Origin of the sequence: Tatumella sp. JGM130, assembly GCF_018257525.1 — a bacterium.
Lineage (GTDB): Bacteria > Pseudomonadota > Gammaproteobacteria > Enterobacterales > Enterobacteriaceae > Tatumella > Tatumella punctata.
Genome location: NZ_JAERJS010000034.1, coordinates 1 through 22,848, shown reverse-complemented (window position 1 = coordinate 22,848; position 22,848 = coordinate 1). Strand labels below are relative to the sequence as shown.

Annotated in this window: 20 protein-coding genes; 11 read left to right on the top strand and 9 right to left on the bottom strand. The window is 50.6% G+C overall.

Features of this window, described 5'->3' with window-relative positions:
- Positions 1-2 precede the first annotated feature (2 nt).
- Positions 3-188, top strand: coding sequence for a YpfN family protein (locus tag JK211_RS13920; protein WP_212709272.1), 186 nt, complete (start codon positions 3-5; stop codon positions 186-188).
- A gap of 61 nt (positions 189-249) precedes the next feature.
- Here JK211_RS13920 and JK211_RS13915 read toward each other — a convergent pair whose 3' ends face one another.
- The 5 genes from JK211_RS13915 to dapA all read right to left on the bottom strand — a co-directional run bounded on the left by JK211_RS13915 (position 250) and on the right by dapA (position 6,084).
- Positions 250-2,256: a tRNA(Met) cytidine acetyltransferase TmcA gene (locus JK211_RS13915; protein ID WP_212709271.1), complete on the bottom strand. Its 2,007-nt coding sequence runs from the start codon at positions 2,254-2,256 to the stop codon at positions 250-252.
- A complete protein-coding gene (locus JK211_RS13910; RefSeq protein WP_212709270.1) occupies positions 2,253-3,137 on the bottom strand; it encodes a neutral zinc metallopeptidase in 885 nt (294 codons plus the stop codon). The genes JK211_RS13915 and JK211_RS13910 overlap by 4 nt, the downstream gene beginning before the upstream one ends.
- Before the next feature lie 169 nt (positions 3,138-3,306).
- A complete protein-coding gene (gene purC, locus JK211_RS13905; protein ID WP_212709269.1) occupies positions 3,307-4,020 on the bottom strand; it encodes a phosphoribosylaminoimidazolesuccinocarboxamide synthase in 714 nt (237 codons plus the stop codon).
- A 142-nt stretch (positions 4,021-4,162) separates the two neighbouring features.
- Positions 4,163-5,191 carry an outer membrane protein assembly factor BamC gene (bamC, locus tag JK211_RS13900; protein ID WP_212709268.1) on the bottom strand — a complete coding sequence of 343 codons (1,029 nt, stop codon included), beginning with the start codon at positions 5,189-5,191 and terminating at the stop codon, positions 4,163-4,165.
- Between the two features lie 14 nt (positions 5,192-5,205).
- Positions 5,206-6,084, bottom strand: coding sequence for a 4-hydroxy-tetrahydrodipicolinate synthase (dapA, locus tag JK211_RS13895; RefSeq protein WP_212709267.1), 879 nt, complete (start codon positions 6,082-6,084; stop codon positions 5,206-5,208).
- A 142-nt stretch (positions 6,085-6,226) separates the two neighbouring features.
- Between dapA and JK211_RS13890 the strand changes: the two genes are divergently transcribed.
- The 4 genes from JK211_RS13890 (at position 6,227) to arsC (ending at position 9,486) form a co-directional block, all read left to right on the top strand.
- On the top strand, positions 6,227-6,805 hold the full coding sequence (locus tag JK211_RS13890; protein WP_212709266.1) for a glycine cleavage system transcriptional repressor: 579 nt from the start codon (positions 6,227-6,229) through the stop codon (positions 6,803-6,805).
- Between the two features lie 172 nt (positions 6,806-6,977).
- Positions 6,978-7,442 carry a thioredoxin-dependent thiol peroxidase gene (gene bcp / locus JK211_RS13885; protein ID WP_212709282.1) on the top strand — a complete coding sequence of 155 codons (465 nt, stop codon included), beginning with the start codon at positions 6,978-6,980 and terminating at the stop codon, positions 7,440-7,442.
- 209 nt (positions 7,443-7,651) lie between these two features.
- Positions 7,652-9,124, top strand: a complete 1,473-nt coding sequence (locus tag JK211_RS13880; protein WP_212709265.1) for a M48 family metallopeptidase — start codon at positions 7,652-7,654, stop codon at positions 9,122-9,124.
- Entirely contained in the window at positions 9,124-9,486 is a 363-nt protein-coding gene (gene arsC, locus JK211_RS13875; protein WP_212709281.1) for an arsenate reductase (glutaredoxin), read from the top strand. The genes JK211_RS13880 and arsC overlap by 1 nt, the downstream gene beginning before the upstream one ends.
- Here arsC and hda read toward each other — a convergent pair.
- The 3 genes from hda to upp all read right to left on the bottom strand — a co-directional run bounded on the left by hda (position 9,483) and on the right by upp (position 12,380).
- Positions 9,483-10,184 (bottom strand): DnaA inactivator Hda, encoded by a 702-nt coding sequence (hda, locus tag JK211_RS13870; protein WP_212709280.1) that lies wholly within the window; start codon positions 10,182-10,184, stop codon positions 9,483-9,485. The genes arsC and hda overlap by 4 nt on opposite strands.
- A 102-nt stretch (positions 10,185-10,286) precedes the next feature.
- Positions 10,287-11,558 carry a uracil permease gene (gene uraA, locus JK211_RS13865; RefSeq protein WP_212709264.1) on the bottom strand — a complete coding sequence of 424 codons (1,272 nt, stop codon included), beginning with the start codon at positions 11,556-11,558 and terminating at the stop codon, positions 10,287-10,289.
- A 195-nt stretch (positions 11,559-11,753) separates the two neighbouring features.
- The gene (gene upp / locus JK211_RS13860) at positions 11,754-12,380 is read right to left on the bottom strand and encodes a uracil phosphoribosyltransferase (RefSeq protein WP_212709263.1); all 627 of its coding nucleotides are present in this window, start codon (positions 12,378-12,380) and stop codon (positions 11,754-11,756) included.
- A gap of 242 nt (positions 12,381-12,622) precedes the next feature.
- Here upp and purM point away from each other — a divergent pair, with 242 nt between their 5' ends.
- From purM to mgtE, 6 genes are all read left to right on the top strand, one after another.
- Complete coding sequence (purM, locus tag JK211_RS13855; protein ID WP_212709262.1) at positions 12,623-13,663, top strand: phosphoribosylformylglycinamidine cyclo-ligase; 1,041 nt, start codon at positions 12,623-12,625, stop codon at positions 13,661-13,663.
- Positions 13,663-14,316 carry a phosphoribosylglycinamide formyltransferase gene (gene purN / locus JK211_RS13850; protein WP_212709279.1) on the top strand — a complete coding sequence of 218 codons (654 nt, stop codon included), beginning with the start codon at positions 13,663-13,665 and terminating at the stop codon, positions 14,314-14,316. The genes purM and purN overlap by 1 nt, the downstream gene beginning before the upstream one ends.
- 159 nt (positions 14,317-14,475) lie before the next feature.
- Positions 14,476-16,536, top strand: a complete 2,061-nt coding sequence (ppk1, locus tag JK211_RS13845; protein ID WP_212709261.1) for a polyphosphate kinase 1 — start codon at positions 14,476-14,478, stop codon at positions 16,534-16,536.
- Between the two features lie 5 nt (positions 16,537-16,541).
- On the top strand, positions 16,542-18,083 hold the full coding sequence (gene ppx / locus JK211_RS13840; RefSeq protein ID WP_212709260.1) for an exopolyphosphatase: 1,542 nt from the start codon (positions 16,542-16,544) through the stop codon (positions 18,081-18,083).
- Between the two features lies 1 nt (position 18,084).
- The gene (gene tehB / locus JK211_RS13835) at positions 18,085-18,696 is read left to right on the top strand and encodes a tellurite resistance methyltransferase TehB (protein ID WP_212709259.1); all 612 of its coding nucleotides are present in this window, start codon (positions 18,085-18,087) and stop codon (positions 18,694-18,696) included.
- A gap of 198 nt (positions 18,697-18,894) precedes the next feature.
- Positions 18,895-20,322, top strand: coding sequence for a magnesium transporter (gene mgtE / locus JK211_RS13830; protein WP_212709258.1), 1,428 nt, complete (start codon positions 18,895-18,897; stop codon positions 20,320-20,322).
- Positions 20,323-20,360: 38 nt separating this feature from the next.
- Here the strand turns inward: mgtE and JK211_RS13825 are convergent, their stop codons facing one another.
- A complete protein-coding gene (locus JK211_RS13825) occupies positions 20,361-22,736 on the bottom strand; it encodes a glucose/quinate/shikimate family membrane-bound PQQ-dependent dehydrogenase (RefSeq protein WP_212709278.1) in 2,376 nt (791 codons plus the stop codon).
- Between the last annotated feature and the right edge of the window lie 112 nt (positions 22,737-22,848).

Below are 22,848 nucleotides of genomic sequence, written 5' to 3'. Positions count from 1 at the left end.
TTATGGAATGGTTAAAACACTATTGGTGGATACTTGTTATTCTGTTTATGGTCGGTCTTCTGATGAATGTTTATAAAGACCTTAAACGGGTTGACCCGAAAAAATATCTGGATAATAAACCTGAATTACCCCCGCACCGTGATTTTAACGATAAGTGGGATGATGATGACTGGCCATCCAAAAAATAAACCATCGGCAATGACAGACAGGCAACCATAACCGGCTGCCTGTCTGCTTTTTATCCGGTTTTCAGGGGTGTCTGAGCTGTTGCAGTTGCTGCTGCCAGTCTTGTGCTTGCTGTATATCCTGCATGATTAACTGCTGTGATACTTCTGCCCGCAGTTTCCTCAGCCAGGCTTTACGCCCGCCAGCCGCGGCTATACTGTGTTTCTCCGCCACCGGATCAGCACAAGCCGCCAGAGTCTCAGGCCATTGCTGTAGTCTGCACAGTAAACGTCTCAGTGCAGGGTAACTACTTTCATAAGGCCGGCTTCCCCAGGCAAAACCCGCCAGCTCCTGCCAGTCTGCCCCGGCAACAGAGTCTGTTCCCTGAGCGGGTGCTGAGGGTCTTTCCAGCCCGGGAAGACTCAGCCAGCGCGGCGCAAGGTACTCCCAGTCGCGCCACAGACGCTGCTCTGCAGCGGTTGCTAATTGCTCACCGGCCGCACTCAGAGGCCGGATTGCCATCGCTGCATAACACCCGCTGCTGGCTTCAGGTTGAGTACCAAACCGGACCAGACGAAAACCGCAGGCCTGCCAGAATTGCCAAAGCTCAGTGGTAAAACCAAAACTGACCGAGATATAGTCACAGTCCTCTCCGGTGCTGGCGATGGCCGCCATCACCAGTGCTTTACCTGTCCCCTGACGCCGGGACATATAATCGACCGCGACCCGGCTGATACGCCGGGAACGCATACTGGCCGCCTGCGGAAACCCCGCGTGTGCCGCCAGGGACTGGGCCACCAGATTACCTTTTGGCCGCCGGAACCCGGCCCAGACGGCATTACTCAAAGACTGACTCAGCCCTCCTTCCTCCACCAGCCACAGAGCCCCCGGTAAGGCGGTTGCCCCTTCAGCCAGCCAGAAGTGCATACCGGGGGCATCCATCATCCGCCGCAGGTCCAGCGGGGTTGTCCGGTAATGGGCACTGCTCAGTAACTGATACAAAGCACGGGCGGTGCGGGGATCGGCCAGCCAGCTGTCACGCGACAGCTTATGTATTGCCCCCGGCTCACCCGCTGGTAAAGGGCCGGACTCATCAAACAGAAACAGCTGATCAATAAAGCGTTCCAGCGGGTCCTGTACCGACCAGCGCAGAGGCTCAGATAAACTGAAAAAGCTGACCTCAGGCAAACCGGCACAAAATTTCAGCAGAAATCCTCTGCCGGTACCTTCATAGCCCTGTACCGTGGTCGATAATAAAACACGGCTAAAACATTTCGTCATTTGTCGTAATAACGGGGCCGGGATGGCCGCGGCTTCATCAACAATCAGCCAGCCACCATCATCTGCTGGCGGATCAGCCAGTAAAGCATCCGGGGCTATAAAACGAAAATTATCACCGGCAAACGTCTGTAAAACACCGGTTGAGACTTTTGCCGGAGCGGAGACGATAGTCCCCGGAGAAATGCGGGCCAGCATTCCTGCCAGGGCAGACTTTCCACGTCCGCGGGCTGCTGTCAGTACAGCAACCCCCTGTTCCATTTCCTGCAACCGGCGAATAATATCCTGCTGTTGTTGTGCCGCACGGCACTGCCAGTCCGGAGAGGGTTTCAGTGGTGCAAGAGACAACGGCTGATGTTGCTGCCAATGGCTGATCTCACTGTCCGCGCCAATCACCGACGCAAAATGACTCATAAAGCGGGGAACAGCAATCGCCGCTGTGGTATCAGCCCAGCGCAGACTGTCCTGGTCGGCTCGGGTCATCCATTGTGCTTTCGGCGGAAGTAATAACAGCAGCCAGCTGCCAGCCAGTAACGTTCCGGCCATACACGCCAGAGATTCAGCATGAAACCCGTCACGGGCATCAAAAATCCCGTGAAGATACTCCCGGCCGAGCAGAGATTTTACTGCCGACGGCCGGACCACCCGTGGGTCTGGCGGCAGGTCTGCACTGACCGTCAGCCAGTCACCCGTCAGGGTATTCCGGACACTGCGGGCAGCCCCCGTCACCCAGTCTTTGTCACCACTGATGATACAGATGCGGCGGATCCCGGTCCGCCGCATCTGTTCACTGCTGGTTTGCCAGTCAGTCATCCGGCGGCAAAGGTATTACACTGGGCGGGGTCACCACTGTCAAAACCGCGCTTAAACCAGCTGTAACGCTGCTGAGAAGTGCCATGGGTAAAGCTGTCCGGGACTACCCGTCCCTGGCTCTGTTGCTGTAATTTATCATCACCAATCGCTTCGGCCGCATTCAGCGCCTGCTGCAGGTCACCGTTTTCCAGCACATTTTGCTGTTGCATCGAATGTCCCCAGACACCGGCAAAACAATCCGCCTGTAGTTCGAGTTTCACCGACAGGCGATTAGCTTCTGTCTGGCTGCTGTGTTGCTGTTGCTGTCTGACTTTTTCTTCAATACCCAGCAGTTTCTGAACATGGTGTCCCACTTCATGAGCAATAACATAACCATTAGCAAAGTCGCCGCCGGCACCCAGTTTATTTTTCAGCTCATCATAAAAAGAGAGGTCAATATAGACCGTCTGATCCGCCGGACAATAGAACGGCCCCATAACCGATTGCCCGGTACCGCATCCGGTAGACGTATGACCGCGATAGATCACCAGTTTAGGGTTGATGTAATGTTTCCCCATCTTACGGAAAATTTCCCCCCAGGTGTCCTCCGTTGATGCCAGCACTACTGAGGTGAATTTCGCTGCCTGGTCGTCAGCCGGACGCTGCACATGAGTCTGCCCGGTAGTTGATGCTGTCGTCACGCTGCTACCGCCACCGCCACTCAGTAAAGGTGTCAGGTCATAACCATAATAACCCGCTACCACCACCACAATCAGAATAACAATACCGCTTTTACCGCGCGGGATACGGAAACCGTTTCCGCCCCCCGTTCCGCTGCTGCCGGAAGACTGATCCCGCCGGTCCTCGACATTCTCGCTCTCACGACGCCCTTGCCAACGCATCCGTAACCTCTGTTATTTTTTATTACATTATGCAGATTTTAGTCGGGTTACCGGCAGAAGACCAGTCCCCCACAGGCTCTGTCCCGCAACAGGGCTGACCCTGATACCAACAAAAACGCCGGCATAACAGACTCACTGTTATGCCGGCGTTGACGGGGCACCCTGTTAATTAATCCAGTGGTACTCCCAGACGGTGGGCCACTTCTTCGTACGCTTCTACCACGCCACCCAGGCTCTGGCGGAAACGGTCTTTATCCATTTTAGCCATGGTTGATTTATCCCACAGACGTGCGCCATCCGGAGAAAACTCATCACCCAGCACCACTTCACCGTTAAATAGCCCGAACTCCAGTTTGAAGTCGACCAGAATCAGCCCGGCCTGATCAAACAGCTGGCTCAGGACTTCGTTGGCCTGATATGTCAGTTCACGCATCCGCGCCAGATGCTGCCGGCTGACCCAGCCAAAAGTTTCACAGTAAGATTCATTGATCATGGGATCATGATGCGCATCGTCTTTCAGAAAAAGATCAAAGATCGGCGGGTTAAGGACAATCCCCTCTTCCACCCCTAATCTTTTCACCAGTGAACCGGCTGCACGGTTACGCACCACGCATTCTACCGGAACCATATCCAGTTTTCTGACCAGCGCTTCCGTATCTGAAAGCAATGCTTCCATCTGAGTCGGGATACCCGCCTGTTGCAGTTTCTGCATAATGAAATAGTTAAATTTATTATTTACCATTCCCTTACGATCAAACTGTTCGATTCTGGCTCCGTCTCCTGCTGATGTATCATTGCGGAATTCCAGTATCAGCAAATCGGGGTTATCGGTACTGAATACTGTTTTAGCCTTGCCGCGATACAACTCAGCTTGCTTTTGCATCTTGTTAACTCCAAACATGAAAGAACTTACGCATGATGATTGATTTTACCTGAACTATTGCGCTACGCAATCGTTTACCTGACCGCGACTATTATGCCAAATTAAAAACAAAAAGGCCGGAGAATCTCCGGCCTTTTTTGCGTTATTTGTTAAACGCCGCCTGTAAAACAGGTACCATTGCATCATTTTGCGACTGGGTCAGCACATGCCCTTTCGGATCAATGAACTGTAAACTACTGCGGTTACCCAAATCACCCAGCTGTAATTTGTAGTCACCGTTGCTCAGACCCGGGTCTTTCGCGCCTAAAGCATCCCAGCTGCTGCTGCCGGGTGCTTTATAGCTGACTTTCAGACTGCCATCTGAACGGTCTTTATCTGATATGGTCATCCCCACATGAGACAGAGCAACCGGCAGACGCTGCCATGCAGCAGAATACGGTGCGCGGATAATGACATTCGGCAATCCGGTATCATCAGCACCGCTTTGTACATCGATACTACCGATACGGCTGTTTCCGGCATTTTCACGTGCAATCGCCTGCGCATTCAGTTCACCGGAAATTTCGTTCAGCAATTGGGTTGTATAACGCTGAATTTCACCGGAAGTACTCACAGCCACACCTTTCTGCTGTAATTCCAGCGAGCGAACGCTCAATACCGTCTGATAGCTCTGCTGCTGTACGGCAATCTGATAACGGCCGCGGTACTGGTAATCTTCGTCCGGACGGTTCCAGTTAATCCAGTCGGTGGTCAGCTGTTGTGCAGCATCATTACGCTGGGCAATTTTCACCTGCCGGCTGCCGAGAATAGTGATTAACTGAGACCAGAGCCCGGGCTGCTGATTATCAAAAATCAGTTGCGCAGTATTACCGCTCAGCTGAGTACGGGTACCGTTCAGCAATGCCAGTGGCTGCGCCGGCGGACGAATATCCAGCTGAGTACCGGTCGCACCGCCAGCCGGTGCGGCAGGTACCTGATACTGTCCATTCTCTAACGGCAGAATCATTCCGGCGGGTACATTCAGATCATGTAATGCGGCGGCTTTCAGATAGTCGTCATTACCATTAATTTGCCGCTTGTAATTCTGATCGTTAGAGCAGGCAGCCAGTAATAATACTACCGACAGCCCCGCTGCTTTAGCGACTGCAGAACTCTTAACTGAGTAAGCCATTCAAACTCCCTAAATTATCGCAAACCTGCATCACGCAATGCTGTTTCGATTGCCGGGACTGCCTTTGCAGTCAACGGAGTCATTGGCAGGCGCAATGTGTCGTTTGCGATCAACCCCAGCTGTTTCGCTGCCCACTTGACGGGGATCGGATTGGGTTCACAAAATAACGTGTGATGTAAGGCCATCAAACGCTGATTCAGGTGCCGGGCTTCAGCAAATTCACCTTGTCCGGCAAGCCGGCAGACTTCTGCCATTTCACGGGCGACAACGTTTGCTGTTACTGAAATAACGCCCGAGCCTCCCAGTTGCATAAAGTCTAAGGCACTGGCGTCATCACCGCTCAGCAAAATAAACTTATCATCAACCAGCTCTTGGATCTGACTCACACGGGATAAGTTCCCTGTCGCTTCTTTTATTCCGATAATATTTTTAATTTCGGCTAAACGGGCGACAGTTTCGGGCAACATATCACATCCGGTGCGCGACGGTACATTATACAGCATTTGTGGCAATTCGCTGCTTTCCGCAATCGCTTTAAAATGCTGATATATACCTTCCTGAGTCGGACGGTTATAGTAAGGTACCACCGTCAGACAACCGACCACACCGCTGTCTTCAAAGTTGCGGGTTAATGCAATACCTTCCGCCGTTGCATTGGTACCGGTACCGGCAATAACCGGAATACGTCCTGCGGCCAGTTCAACAGTCGCTTTAACCACTTCCACATGCTCAGAATGGCTGAGTGTCGCCGACTCCCCGGTCGTTCCAACAGAAACGATGGCAGAAGTACCGCTATCAACATGATAATCAATTAATTTTTTCAGGCTTTCACGGCAAAGATCACCGTTATCATCCATTGGTGTAATCAGCGCAACAATACTTCCGGTAAACATGAGTGATCCCCTCAACGTGCAATTACTTCATGGTAAGGTTTACTTCATGTGAAAAGCAAGCCAGCCAGACGCTTCCTGAGCTTGTCAGCAGTTTTTTTTATGTTTACCTTAGAGTTATTAGAAAAAAACAGGAAAGAGTACTTTGCCACAGTCACCGCAACATCATTTAGTGATCACCGCTCTCGGTGCTGACAGGCCAGGCATTGTCAATACCATCACCCGTCATGTCAGCCGCTGCGGATGTAACATTGATGATAGCCGGCTGGCAATTCTGGGCGATGAATTCACCTTTATTATGCTGCTGTCGGGAAGCTGGGATGCTATCGGACTTATTGAGTCAACATTACCCCTGAAAGGGGCGGAACTTGAGTTACTGATTGTGATGAAGCGCACCCGGGTAGAGACACAGCCTCCCCGTCCGGAAACCACCTGGATCACAGTTGAAGTCGCGGATTCCCCCAGTATTATCGAACGTTTTACTGATTTGCTGGACCAGCACCGGATGAATATTGCTGAACTGGTATCACGCACGACCCCGGGCCGTGAAAATTCGCAGCCGACCCTGAACATCCAGATGACGGCCCACAGTGATGCCCGCGATGATCGCTACTTATTTGAACAGGCATTTCACCGGCTCTGTACAGAACTCAACGGGCAAGGCAGTATACGGCTACACAGTATGCTCGACAGTGACCCGTCAGAAACATCTCCTGCACAATAAGTCATCTGCCGTCATCATTAGTGAAAAACATCCGTATCCTGGTATTACCCGCGGGAAGAATAAGCATTTTCCGCACTTGCTCTGCAGCAGAATATTACCGAAGGTAAAGCTGTCTGATAAAATTAATTTTCACTGGCTGATTCGGCCAAAAGATAACCATCGGAGAGTTATGATGAATCCACTGAAAGCCGGCGATAATGCACCTATGTTTAGCTTGCCAGACCAGGACGGAGAACAGGTTAATTTAACCGACTTCCGGGGAGAACGGGTACTGGTTTACTTCTATCCGAAAGCGATGACCCCGGGATGTACCGTGCAGGCCTGTGGTTTACGGGATAATATGGCAACCCTGAATAATGCCGGAGTACAGGTTCTGGGGATCAGCACCGACAAACCGGAAAAACTGTCGCGTTTTGCTGAAAAAGAACTGCTGAACTTCACTCTGTTATCTGATGAGGATCATCAGGTTTGCGAGCAGTTTGGTATCTGGGGGGAAAAGAAGTTTATGGGGAAAACCTATGACGGGATCCACCGTACATCATTCCTGATCGGTACTGATGGAAAAATAGAAAAAGTATTTGATGATTTTAAAACCTCAAATCATCACGAAGTTATACTCAGCTATCTGAACGCCTGACGTTTGCGCCGTTATTTTCCGTCGCAGATACTCTGCGGCGGAAGACTCTCCTGTTCTGTCCCTGTTTCACTCTCTGCTATACTGCGGGTGATCTGTCCGGCCCCGTTCAGCCTGCCAACAGACACCGTTAACAGACGGCCTGCCTGACAACGCGAACCTCCGGGCCGGAAAAAGGTCAAAACATCAAATCAGATAAACAGGGACAGGTGATGAGGTATTTGTTAAATAAAACGTTAGCAACTCTGCTATTAATTACCTCAGCCGGCAGCGGTATCTGTCCTGCGTTTGCTGATATCACTGATTCGCTGCCGGATATCGGGACGACGGCCGGGGCGACTTTATCGATTAATCAGGAACTGCAGATGGGCGATTATTATGTCCGTCAGTTACGCGGCAGTGCACCGCTGATTAATGATCCGTTACTGACAAACTACATTAATACTCTCGGCCAGCGTCTGGTCGCTCATGCCTGGTCAGTCAAAACTCCCTTTCATTTTTACCTGATACAGAATGATGAACTGAATGCTTTCGCTTTCTTTGGCGGAAATGTAGTACTGCATTCGGCGCTTTTTCGTTATACAGATAATGAAAGCCAGCTGGCCTCAGTGATGGCACACGAAATATCCCATGTGACGCAGCGACATCTGGCGCGGGCAATGGAAGCACAAAAGCGCAGTGCACCGTTAACCTGGGTCGGGGCACTTGGCTCAATCCTGCTGGCCATGGCCAGCCCGCAGGCGGGAATGGCAGCATTAACCGGTACCCTGGCAGGCACCCAGCAGGGAATTATCAGTTTTACCCAGGATAACGAAAAAGAAGCTGACCGTATTGGTATTCAGGTCCTGCAACGGGCAGGGTTTGATCCGCAGGCAATGCCCGCTTTTATGCAGAAACTGGCCGACCAGTCACGCTATGCGTCGAAACCCCCGGAAATTCTGTTAACGCACCCGTTACCTGATAGTCGTCTGGCCGATGCCCGTGATCGGGCGAACCAAATGCCTCCGGTCGTCGTCCACTCCTCGCAAGACTTCTTTTTTGCCAAAGTCCGCATTATGGGAATGTATGGCACATCACAGGGCCGAAGTAACGCATTACTGGATGAAGTACTGAATAACTATGCCAAAGGCAATACCCGTCAGCAACTGGCCGCAAAATACGGCAGAGCGATACAGTTTATGGCTGCCAAAAAGTTTCAGGATGCCAAAAATATTATTCAGCCATTATTGCAAAGCCAGCCAGCTAATCCGTGGTTTCTCGACCTTATGACGGACATTGATATCGGTCTGAAGCAACCTGCCGCTGCCATACGTTTACTCACCGCGGCCGGCAGCCCGCGGAAAAATCCGGTGATACAGCTCAACCTTGCCAATGCCTATTTACAGGCAGGGCAGCCAGCGAATGCCAGTAAGCTGCTGAACCGCTATAGCTGGGACTATCCTGACGACCCAAATGGCTGGGATTTACTGAGCCAGGCAGATGCCGCTCAGGGACTCAGTGATGAGGTATTATTCGATCAGGCACAGGGTCTGGCACTGGACGGGCAGCTTGACCAGGCTATCCGTGCACTGAGCAGCGCCAGCGCACAGGTGCCGGTTGGCAGCCTGAAACAGGCACGTTATGATGCCCGTATAGACCAGCTTCGTCAGCTGCAACAACGCTACCGTCAGTATCAGAAAGGGTAATTACTTTGACCATCCGTATCTATCACAATCCCCGTTGCTCGAAAAGCCGTGAAACATTGCAGCTGTTACAGCAACACGGGGTCGACCCCGAGATTATTCTCTATCTGGATAATCCGCCCGATATTGCCACTGTTAAATCCCTGCTAACCAGACTCGGTTTTACAGATCCCCGCCAGCTGATGCGCCGTGGCGAAGAAATCTATAAACAGTCGGGATTAAATGACCCGGCCTTAAGTGAAGATACATTACTGCAGGCCATGGCCGAACACCCGAAACTGATTGAGCGACCTGTCGTGGTCAACGGTGAGCGGGCAAGGCTTGGCCGCCCGCCGGAAAATGTGCTGGAAATCCTCGGGGACTAAAGCCCGAGGGTCTCTTTAACAAAAGGAATTGTCAGTTTTCGCTGGGCAGTGATAGAGGCATGATCCAACTGATCCAGGGTCTCAAATAATGTTCTCATTTCCCTGTCCAGCCGTTTCAGCAGAAAACGCCCGACATCTTCTGGTAACTCAAACCCCCGTAAACCGGATCGCAGCTGTAAGGCCTGGAGTTTTTCGTTATCCGATAACGGCTGTAGCCGGTAAATCTGCCCCCAGTCAAGACGCGATGCAAGATCGGCTAATTTCAGGTTCAGCTGTCTGGGCGGGCGATCACCGGTGATCAGTAACAGGGTCTTTCCGGTCTCGAGGATCCGGTTATAGAGATCGAAAATAGCCATTTCCCAGGCTTCATCCCCGGCAATACATTCGATATTATCGATGCATACCAGCGCCAGGTGCTCCATACCTTCCAGTACTTCAGGCACAAACCAGGTGCGTTTATCCAGCGGAACATAGCCTACGGCGGCATCACGTGATGATATTTCCGTACAGGCTGCGTGCAGCAAGTGGCTCCTGCCCCCGCCTTCCCGTGACCAGAAATAAATATAACCGCCATGTTGCTGATCAAGCGCTGCTTTGAGCGCAGCTAATAATGATGAATTCGCCCCCGGCCAAAAACTGGCAAAGGTTTCATCATCAGGCAAATAAAGTGGCAATGACAATTGCGCCGGCGTGTTCAGGTGCACCTCAGCATAACTCGCAAGAAACCTGCTGAGTCTATCACAACTTCCCTGTCGATATGAATCAGGCAACCCGCGGTTGCCTGCTTTATATGTCGTCCCTTACTCTGCGTTGTCATATTCCTCAGGTTCCGGACGTACCAGACTGATAATATGAAAGAGGATACTTAATATCACACCGACCACCGTCGCCAGAGCCATGCCTTTAAGTTCCACCGCTCCCAGCTGAATTTTGGCCCCGCTGACGCCAATAATCAGGATAATCGCAGTCAGCATCAGGTTTTGTGGTTTACTGTAATCCACTTTGGAATCAATCAGTACGCGGATCCCGGAAGCAGCAATCACCCCGTATAACAGTAAAGAGACTCCGCCCATTACCGGAACAGGGATCGCCTGAATAACCGCGGCCAGCTTACCGATACAGGACAGAAAAATAGCAATTACTGCCGCTCCGCCAATTACCCAGGTACTGTAAACGCGGGTGATCGCCATCACTCCGATATTCTCACCATAGGTGGTGTTCGGGGTGGAGCCGAAAAAGCCTGAAATTACGGTAGACAGGCCATTGGCAAACATTGAGCGATGTAATCCCGGATCTTTAATCAGATCACGTTTAACAATATTTGCGGTAACCACCAGATGGCCCACATGTTCAGCGATCACCACCAGCGCTGCAGGCAGGATGGTCAGCATTGCCGCCCACTCAAAACGCGGCTTATAAAAAACCGGTAACGCAAACCAGTGTGCCTGTTCAACGCCGGTCCAGTTAACCATCCCCATAAAAGAAGCCAGCATATAACCGAAAACGACCCCGATCAGGATCGGAATGATGGCAAGAAATCCGCGGAATAACACTGAACCAAAGACGGTAACCCCCAGGGTTACCAGTGAAACAGTCACGGTCTTACTGTCAATCGTGGCCCCCTCAGCCGGCAGTAACCCGGCCATTCCGGCGGCGATACTGGCCAGTTCCAGGCCGATAATCGCCACTATCGCGCCCATCGCTGCCGGAGGAAACATAATATTAAGCCAGCCAGTACCGGCTTTTTTGACCAGCAGCCCGACCAGGCAGAACAGAACTCCGCATAAAATAAATCCCCCCAATGCAACGTTATATCCCTGGGGTAACAGCAACAAAACCGGCGAAATAAAAGCAAAACTGGAACCGAGATAGGCGGGGATTTTTCCTTTACAAATAAACAGGTACAGTAATGTCCCCAGGCCATTAAATAACAGGATGGTGGCCGGATTCACATGAAACAAAATCGGTACCAGTACAGTGGCACCAAACATCGCAAATAAATGCTGTAAACTGAGCGGAATGGTCTGGAGTAACGACGGTCTTTCGTCAACCGCAATAGTGCGCCGTATCATTGCTGCTTATCCCCTTTAAAATTGTCCGGACATAAAAAAACCGACACAGAGTCGGTCTGAAAAAAACACAGCTGCCGGTATATACCGACAACAGATAACGGTGACGTTATCTGTTGTGCAGTTTCACTGTTAAAGAGTAATGACTTCATAGGCCAGCGACCAGCCCGCTGAGCATTACCCGATAACAACGACTGATTATTTAGTACCAAAGATTTTATCACCGGCATCACCCAGACCCGGGATAATATAACCCTGTTCATCCAGTCCCTGATCGACAGAGGCAGTGTACAGTTCAACATCCGGATGTACTTTCTCCAGTGCAGCAATCCCTTCCGGGGCCGCGACCAGTACTAAGACTTTTATACTGTTACAACCGGATTTTTTCAGCAGATCAATAGTGGCGATCATCGAGCCGCCGGTTGCCAACATCGGGTCAACCACCAGCGCCATACGTTCATCCATATTCGAAGCAAGCTTCTGAAAATAAGGCACAGGTTCCAGCGTTTTCTCATCACGGTACACGCCTACCACACTGATTCTGGCACTGGGAATATGTTCCAGTACACCATCCATCATTCCCAGACCGGCTCGCAGAATAGGAACAACGGTAATTTTTTTACCTTTGATCTGATCAACTTGCACCGGGCCATTCCAGCCATCAATAGTGACAGTTTCTGTTTCCAGATCGGCGGTTGCTTCATAGGTGAGTAAACTGCCCACTTCTGAAGCCAGTTCACGAAAACGTTTGGTACTGACATCATGCTCACGCATCAGGCCCAGTTTATGTCTGACCAGCGGGTGTCTGACTTCCACGATCTTCATTATTATTCTCCCGGAGTGTGTTGAGCTAAAAAAAAATCGCCGGATTATAGCGCTTTTTCGCTGTGGCTTATACGCCTGTGTATCAATCCGCAGACATTTTTTGTCTCTGCCACCCTGACGGCGTCTGAAGCTCCGGACAGATAATTTCAGGTTAACATCAGACTCGCAAACGTTTGCCTGCACTGATAGAATAGCCGCGCTCTATTTAAACCACCAACCGCAATTCGCGTGGGGACTCCGCAGTGACCGACAAAACCACTCTCAGTTATAAAGATGCCGGTGTTGATATTGATGCTGGTAATGATCTGGTTGATCGTATTAAAGGTGTTGTAAAAAAAACCCGCCGCCCGGAAGTGATGGGTGGACTCGGTGGATTTGGTGCACTCTGTGCCTTACCACAAAAATACCGTGAACCTATTCTGGTTTCAGGCACCGATGGCGTAGGCACCAAGCTGCGTTTAGCAATGGATCTGAAACGCCACGACCATATCGGTGTTGATTTGGTTGCAATGTGTGTGAATGACCTGGTCGTGCAAGGGGCTGAGCCGCTATTTTTCCTGGATTATTATGCCACCGGGAAACTGGATGTCGACACTGCTGCCGCGGTGATCAGTGGTATTGCTGAAGGCTGTTCACAATCAGGGTGTGCCCTGGTCGGCGGGGAAACGGCCGAAATGCCGGGTATGTACCATGGTGAAGATTACGATGTTGCTGGTTTCTGCGTCGGAGTGGTTGAGAAATCAGAAATTATTGATGGCAGTAAAGTCAGTGATGGCGATGTTCTGCTGGCTCTGGGATCCAGCGGTCCGCATTCCAACGGTTATTCACTGATCCGTAAAATTCTGGAAGTCAGCCAGACAGATCCTTCAGTAAAACAGCTGGAAGGTCAGTCTCTGGCCGATCACCTGCTGGCACCGACCCGTATTTACGTCAAAAATATTCTGAACCTGATTGCACAGGTTGATGTACATGCCATTGCTCACCTGACCGGCGGTGGTTTCTGGGAAAATATTCCGCGTGTATTACCGGAAAATACCCGTGCCGTGATTGATGAAAGCAGCTGGCAATGGCCGGCCATTTTCGGCTGGTTACAACAGGCCGGCAATGTCAGTACTCACGAAATGTACCGTACCTTTAACTGCGGTGTGGGGATGATTATTGCCCTGAGTCCGGAGAATGCTGATAAAGCGTTACAGTTACTGCAGGATGCCGGCGAAAAAGCCTGGAAAATCGGGGTCATTGAAGCGGCCACCACCAGCGATGAGCAGGTAGTGATTAAGTGATGAAAAGGCTGGTGATCCTGATTTCCGGCACCGGCACCAATCTGCAGGCAATTATCGATGCCTGCAGATCTGGCCAGCTTGCAGAAGCCGCTGAAATTGTTGCAGTTTTTAGCAATAAGGTGACCTCCAGCGGACTTGATCGGGCGCGGCAGGCCGGGATTCCGGCACATGCCCTGACACCGTCAGATTTTGCTGACCGTCAGCAATTTGATCGGCAGTTGATGAAACTGGTTGACGAATATTCTCCCGACCTGGTAGTGCTGGCAGGTTATATGCGTATCCTGAGTGCGGAATTCGTACAGCATTACGCCGGTCACATGATCAATATTCACCCGTCATTATTGCCAGCCTATCCCGGCCTGCATACCCATCGCCAGGTTCTGGAGAATGGTGATAAACAACACGGGGTTTCGGTACATTTTGTCACGGAACAGCTGGATGGTGGCCCGGTGATATTACAGGCTGTGGTCCCCGTAAATAACGGTGATACCGAACAACAGCTACAGGATAAAATCCGGGTTCAGGAACATGTGATCTACCCGCAAGCCATTCAGTGGTTTCTTGAAAACCGGCTGAGACTAAAGGATGGTCTGGCCTGGCTGGATGGCACTCCTCTGCCTGCCACCGGTATTCGTTCGCCACTGAGCGAATAGCCACTGAAACGCTGCCGGAGTCACAGGCAGCGTTTTTTTCTTAGCGCCCTCCTCCGCCTTTTTTTGTTACTGAGCAGTATTGGACATTTCTGCAATATTCTCGCCATAATGGCATGAGAAACTGAAGCTTTAGTTGTGTCACAGCAATACGGGGTCAGGATGGGTCAGGAAAAGCTGTATATAGAAAAAGAGTTAAGCTGGTTATCATTTAATGAACGGGTGCTACAGGAAGCTGCTGACAAACTCAATCCGCTTATCGAAAGAATGCGTTTTCTTGGTATTTATTCAAGCAACCTTGATGAATTCTATAAAGTCCGTTTTGCCGAGCTGAAACGCCGGATTCTGATTGGTGAAGAACAAGGCTCAGTGACGGTTCCCCGCCATTTAATGAAAAAAATTCAGCAACGGGTTATGCGGGCAGACCAGGAATTCGACCTGCTTTACAACGAACTGTTGCTGGAAATGGCCCGTAACCAGATATTCCTGATCAATGAACGTCAGCTTTCCACCAACCAGCAGGTATGGCTGCGCGACTATTTTGCCCGCAATCTGCGTCCGCACGTTACCCCTATTTTGCTGAACAGCGAAACCGACCTGACACAGTTTCTGAAAGATGATTATACCTATCTGGCAGTAGAGGTTATCCGCGGTGAAGATATCCGCTACGCCCTGCTTGAGATCCCTTCCGATAAAGTGCCGCGTTTTATTAATCTGCCGGCCGAACCGCCACGCAGGAAAAAACCGATGATCCTGCTGGATAATATTCTCAGATATTGTCTGGATGATATTTTTAAAGGTTTCTTCGATTACGACGAACTGAATGCTTACTCCATGAAAATGACCCGCGATGCAGAATATGATCTGGTCACAGAAATGGAATCGAGCCTGCTGGAGCTTATGTCATCCAGCCTGAAACAGCGATTAACCGCCGAGCCGGTACGCTTTGTTTACCAGCGGGATATGCCAGCCCCTATGGTTGAAATGTTGTGTGAAAAACTCTCTGTTTCAAATTATGATTCCATTCTGGCGGGCGGGCGTTATCACAACTTTAAAGATTTTATCCAGTTCCCGAATGCGGGCCAGCGCAATCTGGAAAATAAGCCACTGCCACCGATCCGTCACGCGGGATTCGATAACTACCGCAATGGTTTTGATGCTGTACGCTCCCGGGATATTCTGCTGTATTACCCGTACCATACCTTTGAGCATGTGCTGGAATTTTTACGCCAGGCATCGTTTGACCCTGCGGTTCTTTCAATAAAAATTAATATCTACCGGGTCGCAAAAAATTCCCGGATTATGGATGCCATGATCCACGCAGCACACAACGGAAAAAAAGTGACCGTGGTCGTAGAGTTACAGGCAAGATTCGATGAGGCAGCCAATATCCATTGGGCGAAACGGCTGACAGAGGCCGGTGTGCATGTCATATTTTCGGCGCCGGGGTTAAAAATCCACGCTAAACTGTTTTTAATCTCCCGCCGGGAAGGTGAAGAACTGGTACGCTACGCACATATCGGCACCGGTAACTTCAATGAAAAAACAGCCCGCTTGTATACGGACTACTCATTGTTAACCTCCGATGCGCGTATCACCAACGAAGTCCGCCGGGTATTTAACTTTATTGAAAACCCTTACCGTCCGGTATCTTTTGATTATCTGATGGTATCACCGCAGAATTCACGACGTATGCTGTATCAGTTAATTGATCAGGAGATAGCCCATGCACAACAGGGAAATCCGGCAGGAATAACGCTTAAAATCAATAACCTGGTAGATAAAGGACTGATTGACCGCTTGTATGCTGCCTCGGGAGCAGGGGTGAAAGTCAACCTGCTGGTCAGGGGAATGTGCTCACTGATTCCGGACTTACCCGGTATCAGCACGAACATCAGAGTGATCAGTATCCTCGACCGTTATCTGGAACATGACAGGGTCTACATTTTTGAAAACAACGGTGATAAAAAAGTCTATCTCTCTTCGGCAGACTGGATGACGCGGAATATTGATTACCGGATTGAAGTTGCTGTTATAATTCTCGACCCGCAAATTAAGCAACGTATTCTTGATATCATCGGTATTTTGTTCAGCGATACGGTGAAAGCAAGGATCATTGATAAAGAGATGAGTAATCGTTATGTGCCACGCGGTAACCGCCGTAAAGTCCGCGGACAACTGGCTATTTACGAGTACATCAGAAACCTGGAACAACCTGAATAATACCTATGCCAACGACGCCAAAAAAAGCAGCTAAACCGCAGGAATTCGCGGCAATCGACCTCGGTTCTAATAGTTTTCATATGGTTATCGCCCGGGTGGTAGACGGTGCTTTACAGGTTCTTAGTCGCCTGAAGCAGCGGGTCCATCTGGCTGATGCTATTGATGACCGGAATTGTCTGAGTGAAGAAGGGATCCAGCGCGGCCTGTCCTGCCTGGCGCTGTTTGCCGAGCGTTTACAGGGGTTCCGGGCAGAAAATGTTTCAATCGTCGGAACGCATACATTACGGGTTGTCACTAACGCCGAAGAGTTTTTACAACGTGCGGCCGAAATAATACCCTATCCGATAGAAATTATTGCCGGTAACGAAGAAGCCCGGTTAATTTTTATGGGGGTCGAGCACACTCAGCCGGAGAAAGGCCGCAAACTGGTGATCGATATCGGTGGCGGTTCTACCGAACTGGTGATCGGTGAAGATTTTGAACCCCAGCTGGTCGAAAGCCGCCGGATGGGCTGCGTTAGTTTCTCTAATCTTTATTTCCCTGGCGGGACTATTTCGGCAGAAAATTTCCGCCGTGCACGGCTGGCATCGGTCCGGAAACTGGAAACCCTTGCCTGGCAGTTTCGCCTGCAGGGATGGAAATATGCTCTTGGTGCCTCAGGAACCATTAAAGCCGCCTGTGAAGTCCTGGCGGCGCTGGGTGAAAAAGAAAAAACGATCACCCCTGACGGACTTGACCGTTTGTACGATGAAGTGATTAAGTTTAAGTCCTTTGATGCGTTAAGCCTGCCCGGATTATCGGAAGAACGTAAAACGGTGTTTGTCCCGGGGCTGGCAATTTTACGCGGTGTTTTTGACTCACTGGGGATCCGCGAGCTGCTCTATTCGGACGGTGCACTGCGTGAAGGGGTATTGTATGAGATGGAGGGGCGCTTCCGCCATCAGGATATCCGCACCCGCACCGCACAAAGTCTGGCGAACCATTACGCGATTGACAGTGAGCAGGCTGACCGTGTATTACAAACCGCCCGGCATCTACACAGCCAGTGGCAGCAGCAAAACCCGAAACTGGAAAATCCTCAGCTGACCGCATTATTACAGTGGGCAGCAATGTTACACGAAGTCGGCTTATCGATTAATCACAGCGGAATGCAACGCCATTCATCGTATATCCTGCAAAACTCCAATATGCCGGGCTTTAGCCAGTCACAGCAATTACTGCTGGCAACTTTGGTACGTAATCACCGTAAGGGTATCAAGACGGAGGAATTTCCCCGTTTTATGTCTTTTAAAAAGAAGCAGTTTTTACCCTTGATCTTTATCCTGCGTCTGGCCAGCCTGTTAAGTAACCAGCGCCAGGCAACGACACATCCGGCCAGCCTGAGACTGGAGACCGACGACGGACACTGGACGCTGATTTTTCCGACCGGTTTTTTCAGCCAGAATGCACTGGTGCAACTTGATTTGGAACGTGAACAACTCTACTGGCAGGACGTTACCGGCTGGCAACTGAACCTGAAAGAAGAAGACGAAAAGGAGCCGACATAACATGGATAAGCACTCTCTCCGGCCTGATAACTATTATGCAGAGAAGTATCAGCTCTCACTTCCCCATTCCGAGCTGCGGGAAGCACTCCCCCGTTTAACGGTCGGGAAAGCACTGGATATTGGCTGTGGGCGGGGACGTAACAGCTTATACCTTAACGCCCATGGCTTTGATATTACTGGCTGGGATAATAATCCGGCCAGTCTGGCTCATCTGCAACAAATGATCGATCAGGAACAGCTTTCCCATATTCGCTGTGAAAATATCGATGTAAACCACCACCGGTTTAACGGCAGCTTTCAGTTAGTCATCTCGACCGTGGTAATGATGTTCCTGCAGCCTGAGACCATCCCGCAACTGATTGCCGATATGCAGGCATCCACTGCAAAAGAAGGCTTTAACCTGATTGTTGCAGCTATGGATACCACTGATACTCCCTGCCCGCTGGATTTTCCTTTTACCTTTAAATCCGGGGAGTTAAGCCATTATTATCGTAACTGGCATATTCTGAAATATAATGAACACCACGGTGAACTGCATAAAACTGATGCTAATGGTCAGCGTATCCGTATGCGCTTTGCCACCCTGCTGGCTCAGAAAACATCTATCAAATAAGTGACTCTGCCCTGTCTCATTTGCGGCAGCGTTGCGTGCCGGAGGCAGGGATCATTATTATTAGTCCGTCCGGACCTCATCTGCAGCAGCTCATCACTGTTTTCCGTCACTTCCCGGCCCGTCTGTTTATATTTTCGTTTATGATTAATTATATCTTGCGCCGGATTAACCACGCTGGTTTCTAACAGAGGATGTTGTATGCCCGTACCTCATACCCGTACATTGCAGCAAAAACGTCAGAATATTATTACCGGGTTACTGAATAACCCGGCGCTAATCACTGGCCTGTTAAAATACCCGGCAAAGACCTGCCTGACCGATCCACAACTGGGCCCGCTCTGTAAACAACTCACAACTGATCTCGATAATCTGCATGCTGCTGATATTGCAGATATTCTGGAGTCACTTCCCGAGGATGCCCGCCAGGCACTGTGGCAAATGGTCCCGGCTGAACATCGCGGGCGGGTACTGGTTGAAGCGTCGGAAAATGTCTGGGAAAGTCTGACCGAGCCGATGACAGACAAAGATATTCTGCAAGCGATCGCCCCGCTGGATATCGACGACCAGGCATGGCTGGCCCGTTTTCTGCCACGCGACCTGACCGGACGGCTGCTGACTTCGCTGACCCCGAAACAACGCTCCGACTTGCTGAATATCATCAAAAATGACGTTGATGGTGTGGCACGGGTGATGGATTTCAACTTTATCACCGTGCGTAGTGATATCAGACTCGGGGTTGTGCAACGCTTTCTGCGCCGTAAAGGAAAAATTCCTGAGGGTACTGATAAATTATTTATTACTGACAGTGATAACCGGTTACTGGGTGAACTGATGCTGACCGATATTCTGGTCAATGCCCCGGATCGTAAAGTCTGCGATATCATGAATTCCTCACCGGTGACCTTCCGGCTGGAAGATAAGGCTGAAGATGCCGCCAGTGCTTTTGAACGTTATAACCTGATTTCGGCCGCGGTCACTGACCCGAAACAACGGTTGATCGGCCGTATCGCGATTGAAGATATTATCGACCTGGTGAATCAGGAAAATGAGTCCAGCATCCGAAAAATGGGCGGGGTCAGTCAGGAAGAAGATGTTTTTGCCCCGGTCAGTAAAGCGGTAAAGAATCGCTGGGCCTGGCTGGCACTTAATCTGTGTACAGCATTTATTGCGTCAAGGGTGATAGGTCTGTTTGAAGATACCATTGCCCATTTAGTCGCCCTGGCGACGCTGATGCCGATTGTTGCCGGTATCGGCGGTAATACCGGAAATCAGACCATCACCATGATTGTCCGGGCCCTCGCTTTACATCAGGTCGAACCGGGTAACTTTTCATTTCTGTTTCTGCGGGAGCTTGGGGTCGCGTTAATTAACGGGATTTTCTGGGGCGGTATTATGGGGCTGATAACCTGGCTGCTGTATCACAACCTGGCATTGGGCGGAGTGATGATGCTGGCTATGATCCTTAACCTGTTGCTTGCTGCCTGTATGGGGGTATTAATTCCGCTAATAATGACCAAACTGAAGCGGGACCCTGCTATTGGTTCCAGCGTACTGATTACCGCCATGACGGATACCGGCGGTTTTTTTATCTTTCTCGGTCTGGCAACCCTGTTCCTGCTTCATTAATACAATCCGCCCCCTTTCGGGGGGCGGTTGTATTATGATTATTTGTCCAGTGCGTAAGCAATCACATAATCACCGCGGTCCGGAGACTGACGTCCGCCACCCGCAGAAATCAGGATATACTGTTTACCGGTCTTCGGCGAAACATAGCTCATCGGTCCGCCCTGACTGCCGACAGGTAAACGCGCTTTCCATACTTCTTTACCGGTTGAGCTGTCAAAAGCACGCAGGTAGTAATCCTGGGTCCCGGCAATAAATACCAGCCCGCCCTGTGTCGCCAGCGTACCGCCCAGTGTTGGCATACCGACAGGCATTTTTACCCCCATTTTAATGCCGAACGGGCCGGTATCCTGAACCGTACCCACCGGCACCTGCCAGACAATTTTCTGCGTATTCATATCAATAGCACTCAGAGTACCGAACGGTGGTGCCTGACATGGAATACCCAGCGGAGACATAAAGCGGTTTTTATTCACCGAATAAGGTGCACCTTTCATCGGTACGGCGCCCATTCCGGTATTAACAGCCTCACCGCCGGTATTCACCGCAGTCTGTGCCTCAGGGTCGGCTTTGATCAGCTGCTGCCACAGGCCGAGGCGCATATCGTTGACAAAGATGTAGTGGTTCACCGGGTCGACAGACAGACTGCCCCAGTTCATTCCTCCCAGAGAACCAGGGAAGCTCAGCGATTTATCGGTACCTGGTGCGGTATAGAGTCCGTTATAACGCATTGATTTAAAGCTGATACGACATACCAGCTGGTCAAAAGGGGTGGCCCCCCACATATCAGACTCTTTTAATGTCTGCGCACCAATTTGTGGCATCCCGACAGAACGTGGCTGAGTATAGCTGTATTGCTCCCCCGGGATCCCTCCGCCCTGCACTGTGACATTTTCCACTTTGGTCAGTGGTTTTCCTGTCAGACGATCCAGCACATAAATCTGTCCTGCTTTGGTGCCCACAACGACTGCCGGTTTTTCACTGCCATCGCCGGTTTTAAAATCAATCAGGCCCGGTTGCATAGGAACATCAAAGTCCCACAGATCATTGCGGACTGTCTGATATACCCATTTTTCTTTACCTGTGGTCGCATCAACAGCAAGCACAGAAGCACCGTATTTATGATCCAGTGCTGTGCGGTTTGCTCCCCAGATATCAACAGAAGAACTGCCCATCGGCATAAATACGGTATTCATCGACGGATCATAAGACATCGGAGCCCATGAATTCGGGGTACTCCTGACATAATGTTCTCCGGTTTTCAGTACTGTATTAGGATCCTTGTTGCCCGCATCAAAGGCCCAGCGCAACGCTCCCGTGATAACGTCATACCCACGGATCACACCACCGGGCATATCCGTACTGACGTTATCAGATACCCGGCCACCGACCACCACAGTCGTACCCGCCAGGGTCGGTGCCGATGTGATCACATATTGCGGATCCGGCGCATGGCCCATCCCGGCTAACAGATTCACTGTACCTTTGTTACCAAAGTCTTCACAGAATTCACCATTGTCAGCGTTCAGCGCAATCAGGCGGTCATCGATAGTATTCATCAGAATACGACGTTCACAGCCTCCGGCATTTACCGTAGCCACCGGAGCCGGTAGCGTACTGCCAGGTACAGTTGGCTGCGGTACCGGCGCGGTCGCATCAAAATAAGCCAGACCACGGCAGCGCATCCAGACAGACGATTTGGCGTTGATATCAGCTTTCCAGATCTGCTTCCCTGTATCCGCATCAACCGCAATCACATTGTTATGGGGAGTACACAGGAAAACACGGTCCCCGATCTGCAAAGGTGTTTGTTGATCTTCTGCACCGTTACCATCAGGACTAAGGGGAATATCCCCGGTGTGGAAAGTCCAGGCAGGTTTCAGTGCTGAAATATTATTCCGGTTAATCTGATCCAGCGCGACAAAGCGGCTGCCACCGGGGGTATTACCGTAGTTGTCCCAGTTTTTCTGCATCCGGTCTTTGGCTACAGGTACCAGCGGCTGTTGCTGGCCAGCAAATGGCACCGGATCATGGGGGACAAACATATAACCAAATGACACCGCAAAGGCCACAACAGACAGCAAGCCTAACAGATAAGCACTTTTCCACTCCGATGCACGGTTTTCATAACGGCGCAAAGGAGGCAGTAATAAGAATGCAATAATTGCCAGTCCGCCCGGATACATCAGTCGGGAAATTAACGGCCAGAAATTAAGCCCCGCATCGGCAAGCGCCCATAGAATGGTCCCGGCCATGGTCAGAATATAAAGCACTGCCCCGGAAGAACGGCCGCGTAGCAAAAGATAGCCGCTGATCAGCATCAGAATACCCGAGATCAGAAAATACCAGCTTCCCCCCAGTGAGATCAGTTTGATACCGCCATAAATAAAAAAAATGGCGGTCAGTACGAGTATTATCCCAAGTAAAAAACTACCTGTTTTGAGCCATAAAGGCTTTTTTTTGGTTCATCGCGTTTTACCGGGGAACGCTGCTTTTATCTTCAGGAAGAAGTATTCATTATCCCGGTAT

What these genes read in the sequence shown, in the direction of transcription:
- tehB (WP_212709259.1), top strand. Translation starts at nt 18,085, where the DNA reads ATGGATAAGCACTCTCTCCGGCCTGATAACTATTATGCAGAGAAGTAT.
- JK211_RS13910 (WP_212709270.1), bottom strand. Translation starts at nt 3,137, where the DNA reads ATGCGTTGGCAAGGGCGTCGTGAGAGCGAGAATGTCGAGGACCGGCGG.
- dapA (WP_212709267.1), bottom strand. Translation starts at nt 6,084, where the DNA reads ATGTTTACCGGAAGTATTGTTGCGCTGATTACACCAATGGATGATAAC.
- purN (WP_212709279.1), top strand. Translation starts at nt 13,663, where the DNA reads ATGAAAAGGCTGGTGATCCTGATTTCCGGCACCGGCACCAATCTGCAG.
- ppk1 (WP_212709261.1), top strand. Translation starts at nt 14,476, where the DNA reads ATGGGTCAGGAAAAGCTGTATATAGAAAAAGAGTTAAGCTGGTTATCA.
- JK211_RS13880 (WP_212709265.1), top strand. Translation starts at nt 7,652, where the DNA reads ATGAGGTATTTGTTAAATAAAACGTTAGCAACTCTGCTATTAATTACC.
- uraA (WP_212709264.1), bottom strand. Translation starts at nt 11,558, where the DNA reads ATGATACGGCGCACTATTGCGGTTGACGAAAGACCGTCGTTACTCCAG.
- JK211_RS13915 (WP_212709271.1), bottom strand. Translation starts at nt 2,256, where the DNA reads ATGACTGACTGGCAAACCAGCAGTGAACAGATGCGGCGGACCGGGATC.
- purC (WP_212709269.1), bottom strand. Translation starts at nt 4,020, where the DNA reads ATGCAAAAGCAAGCTGAGTTGTATCGCGGCAAGGCTAAAACAGTATTC.
- bamC (WP_212709268.1), bottom strand. Translation starts at nt 5,191, where the DNA reads ATGGCTTACTCAGTTAAGAGTTCTGCAGTCGCTAAAGCAGCGGGGCTG.
- JK211_RS13920 (WP_212709272.1), top strand. Translation starts at nt 3, where the DNA reads ATGGAATGGTTAAAACACTATTGGTGGATACTTGTTATTCTGTTTATG.
- ppx (WP_212709260.1), top strand. Translation starts at nt 16,542, where the DNA reads ATGCCAACGACGCCAAAAAAAGCAGCTAAACCGCAGGAATTCGCGGCA.
- upp (WP_212709263.1), bottom strand. Translation starts at nt 12,380, where the DNA reads ATGAAGATCGTGGAAGTCAGACACCCGCTGGTCAGACATAAACTGGGC.
- bcp (WP_212709282.1), top strand. Translation starts at nt 6,978, where the DNA reads ATGAATCCACTGAAAGCCGGCGATAATGCACCTATGTTTAGCTTGCCA.
- mgtE (WP_212709258.1), top strand. Translation starts at nt 18,895, where the DNA reads ATGCCCGTACCTCATACCCGTACATTGCAGCAAAAACGTCAGAATATT.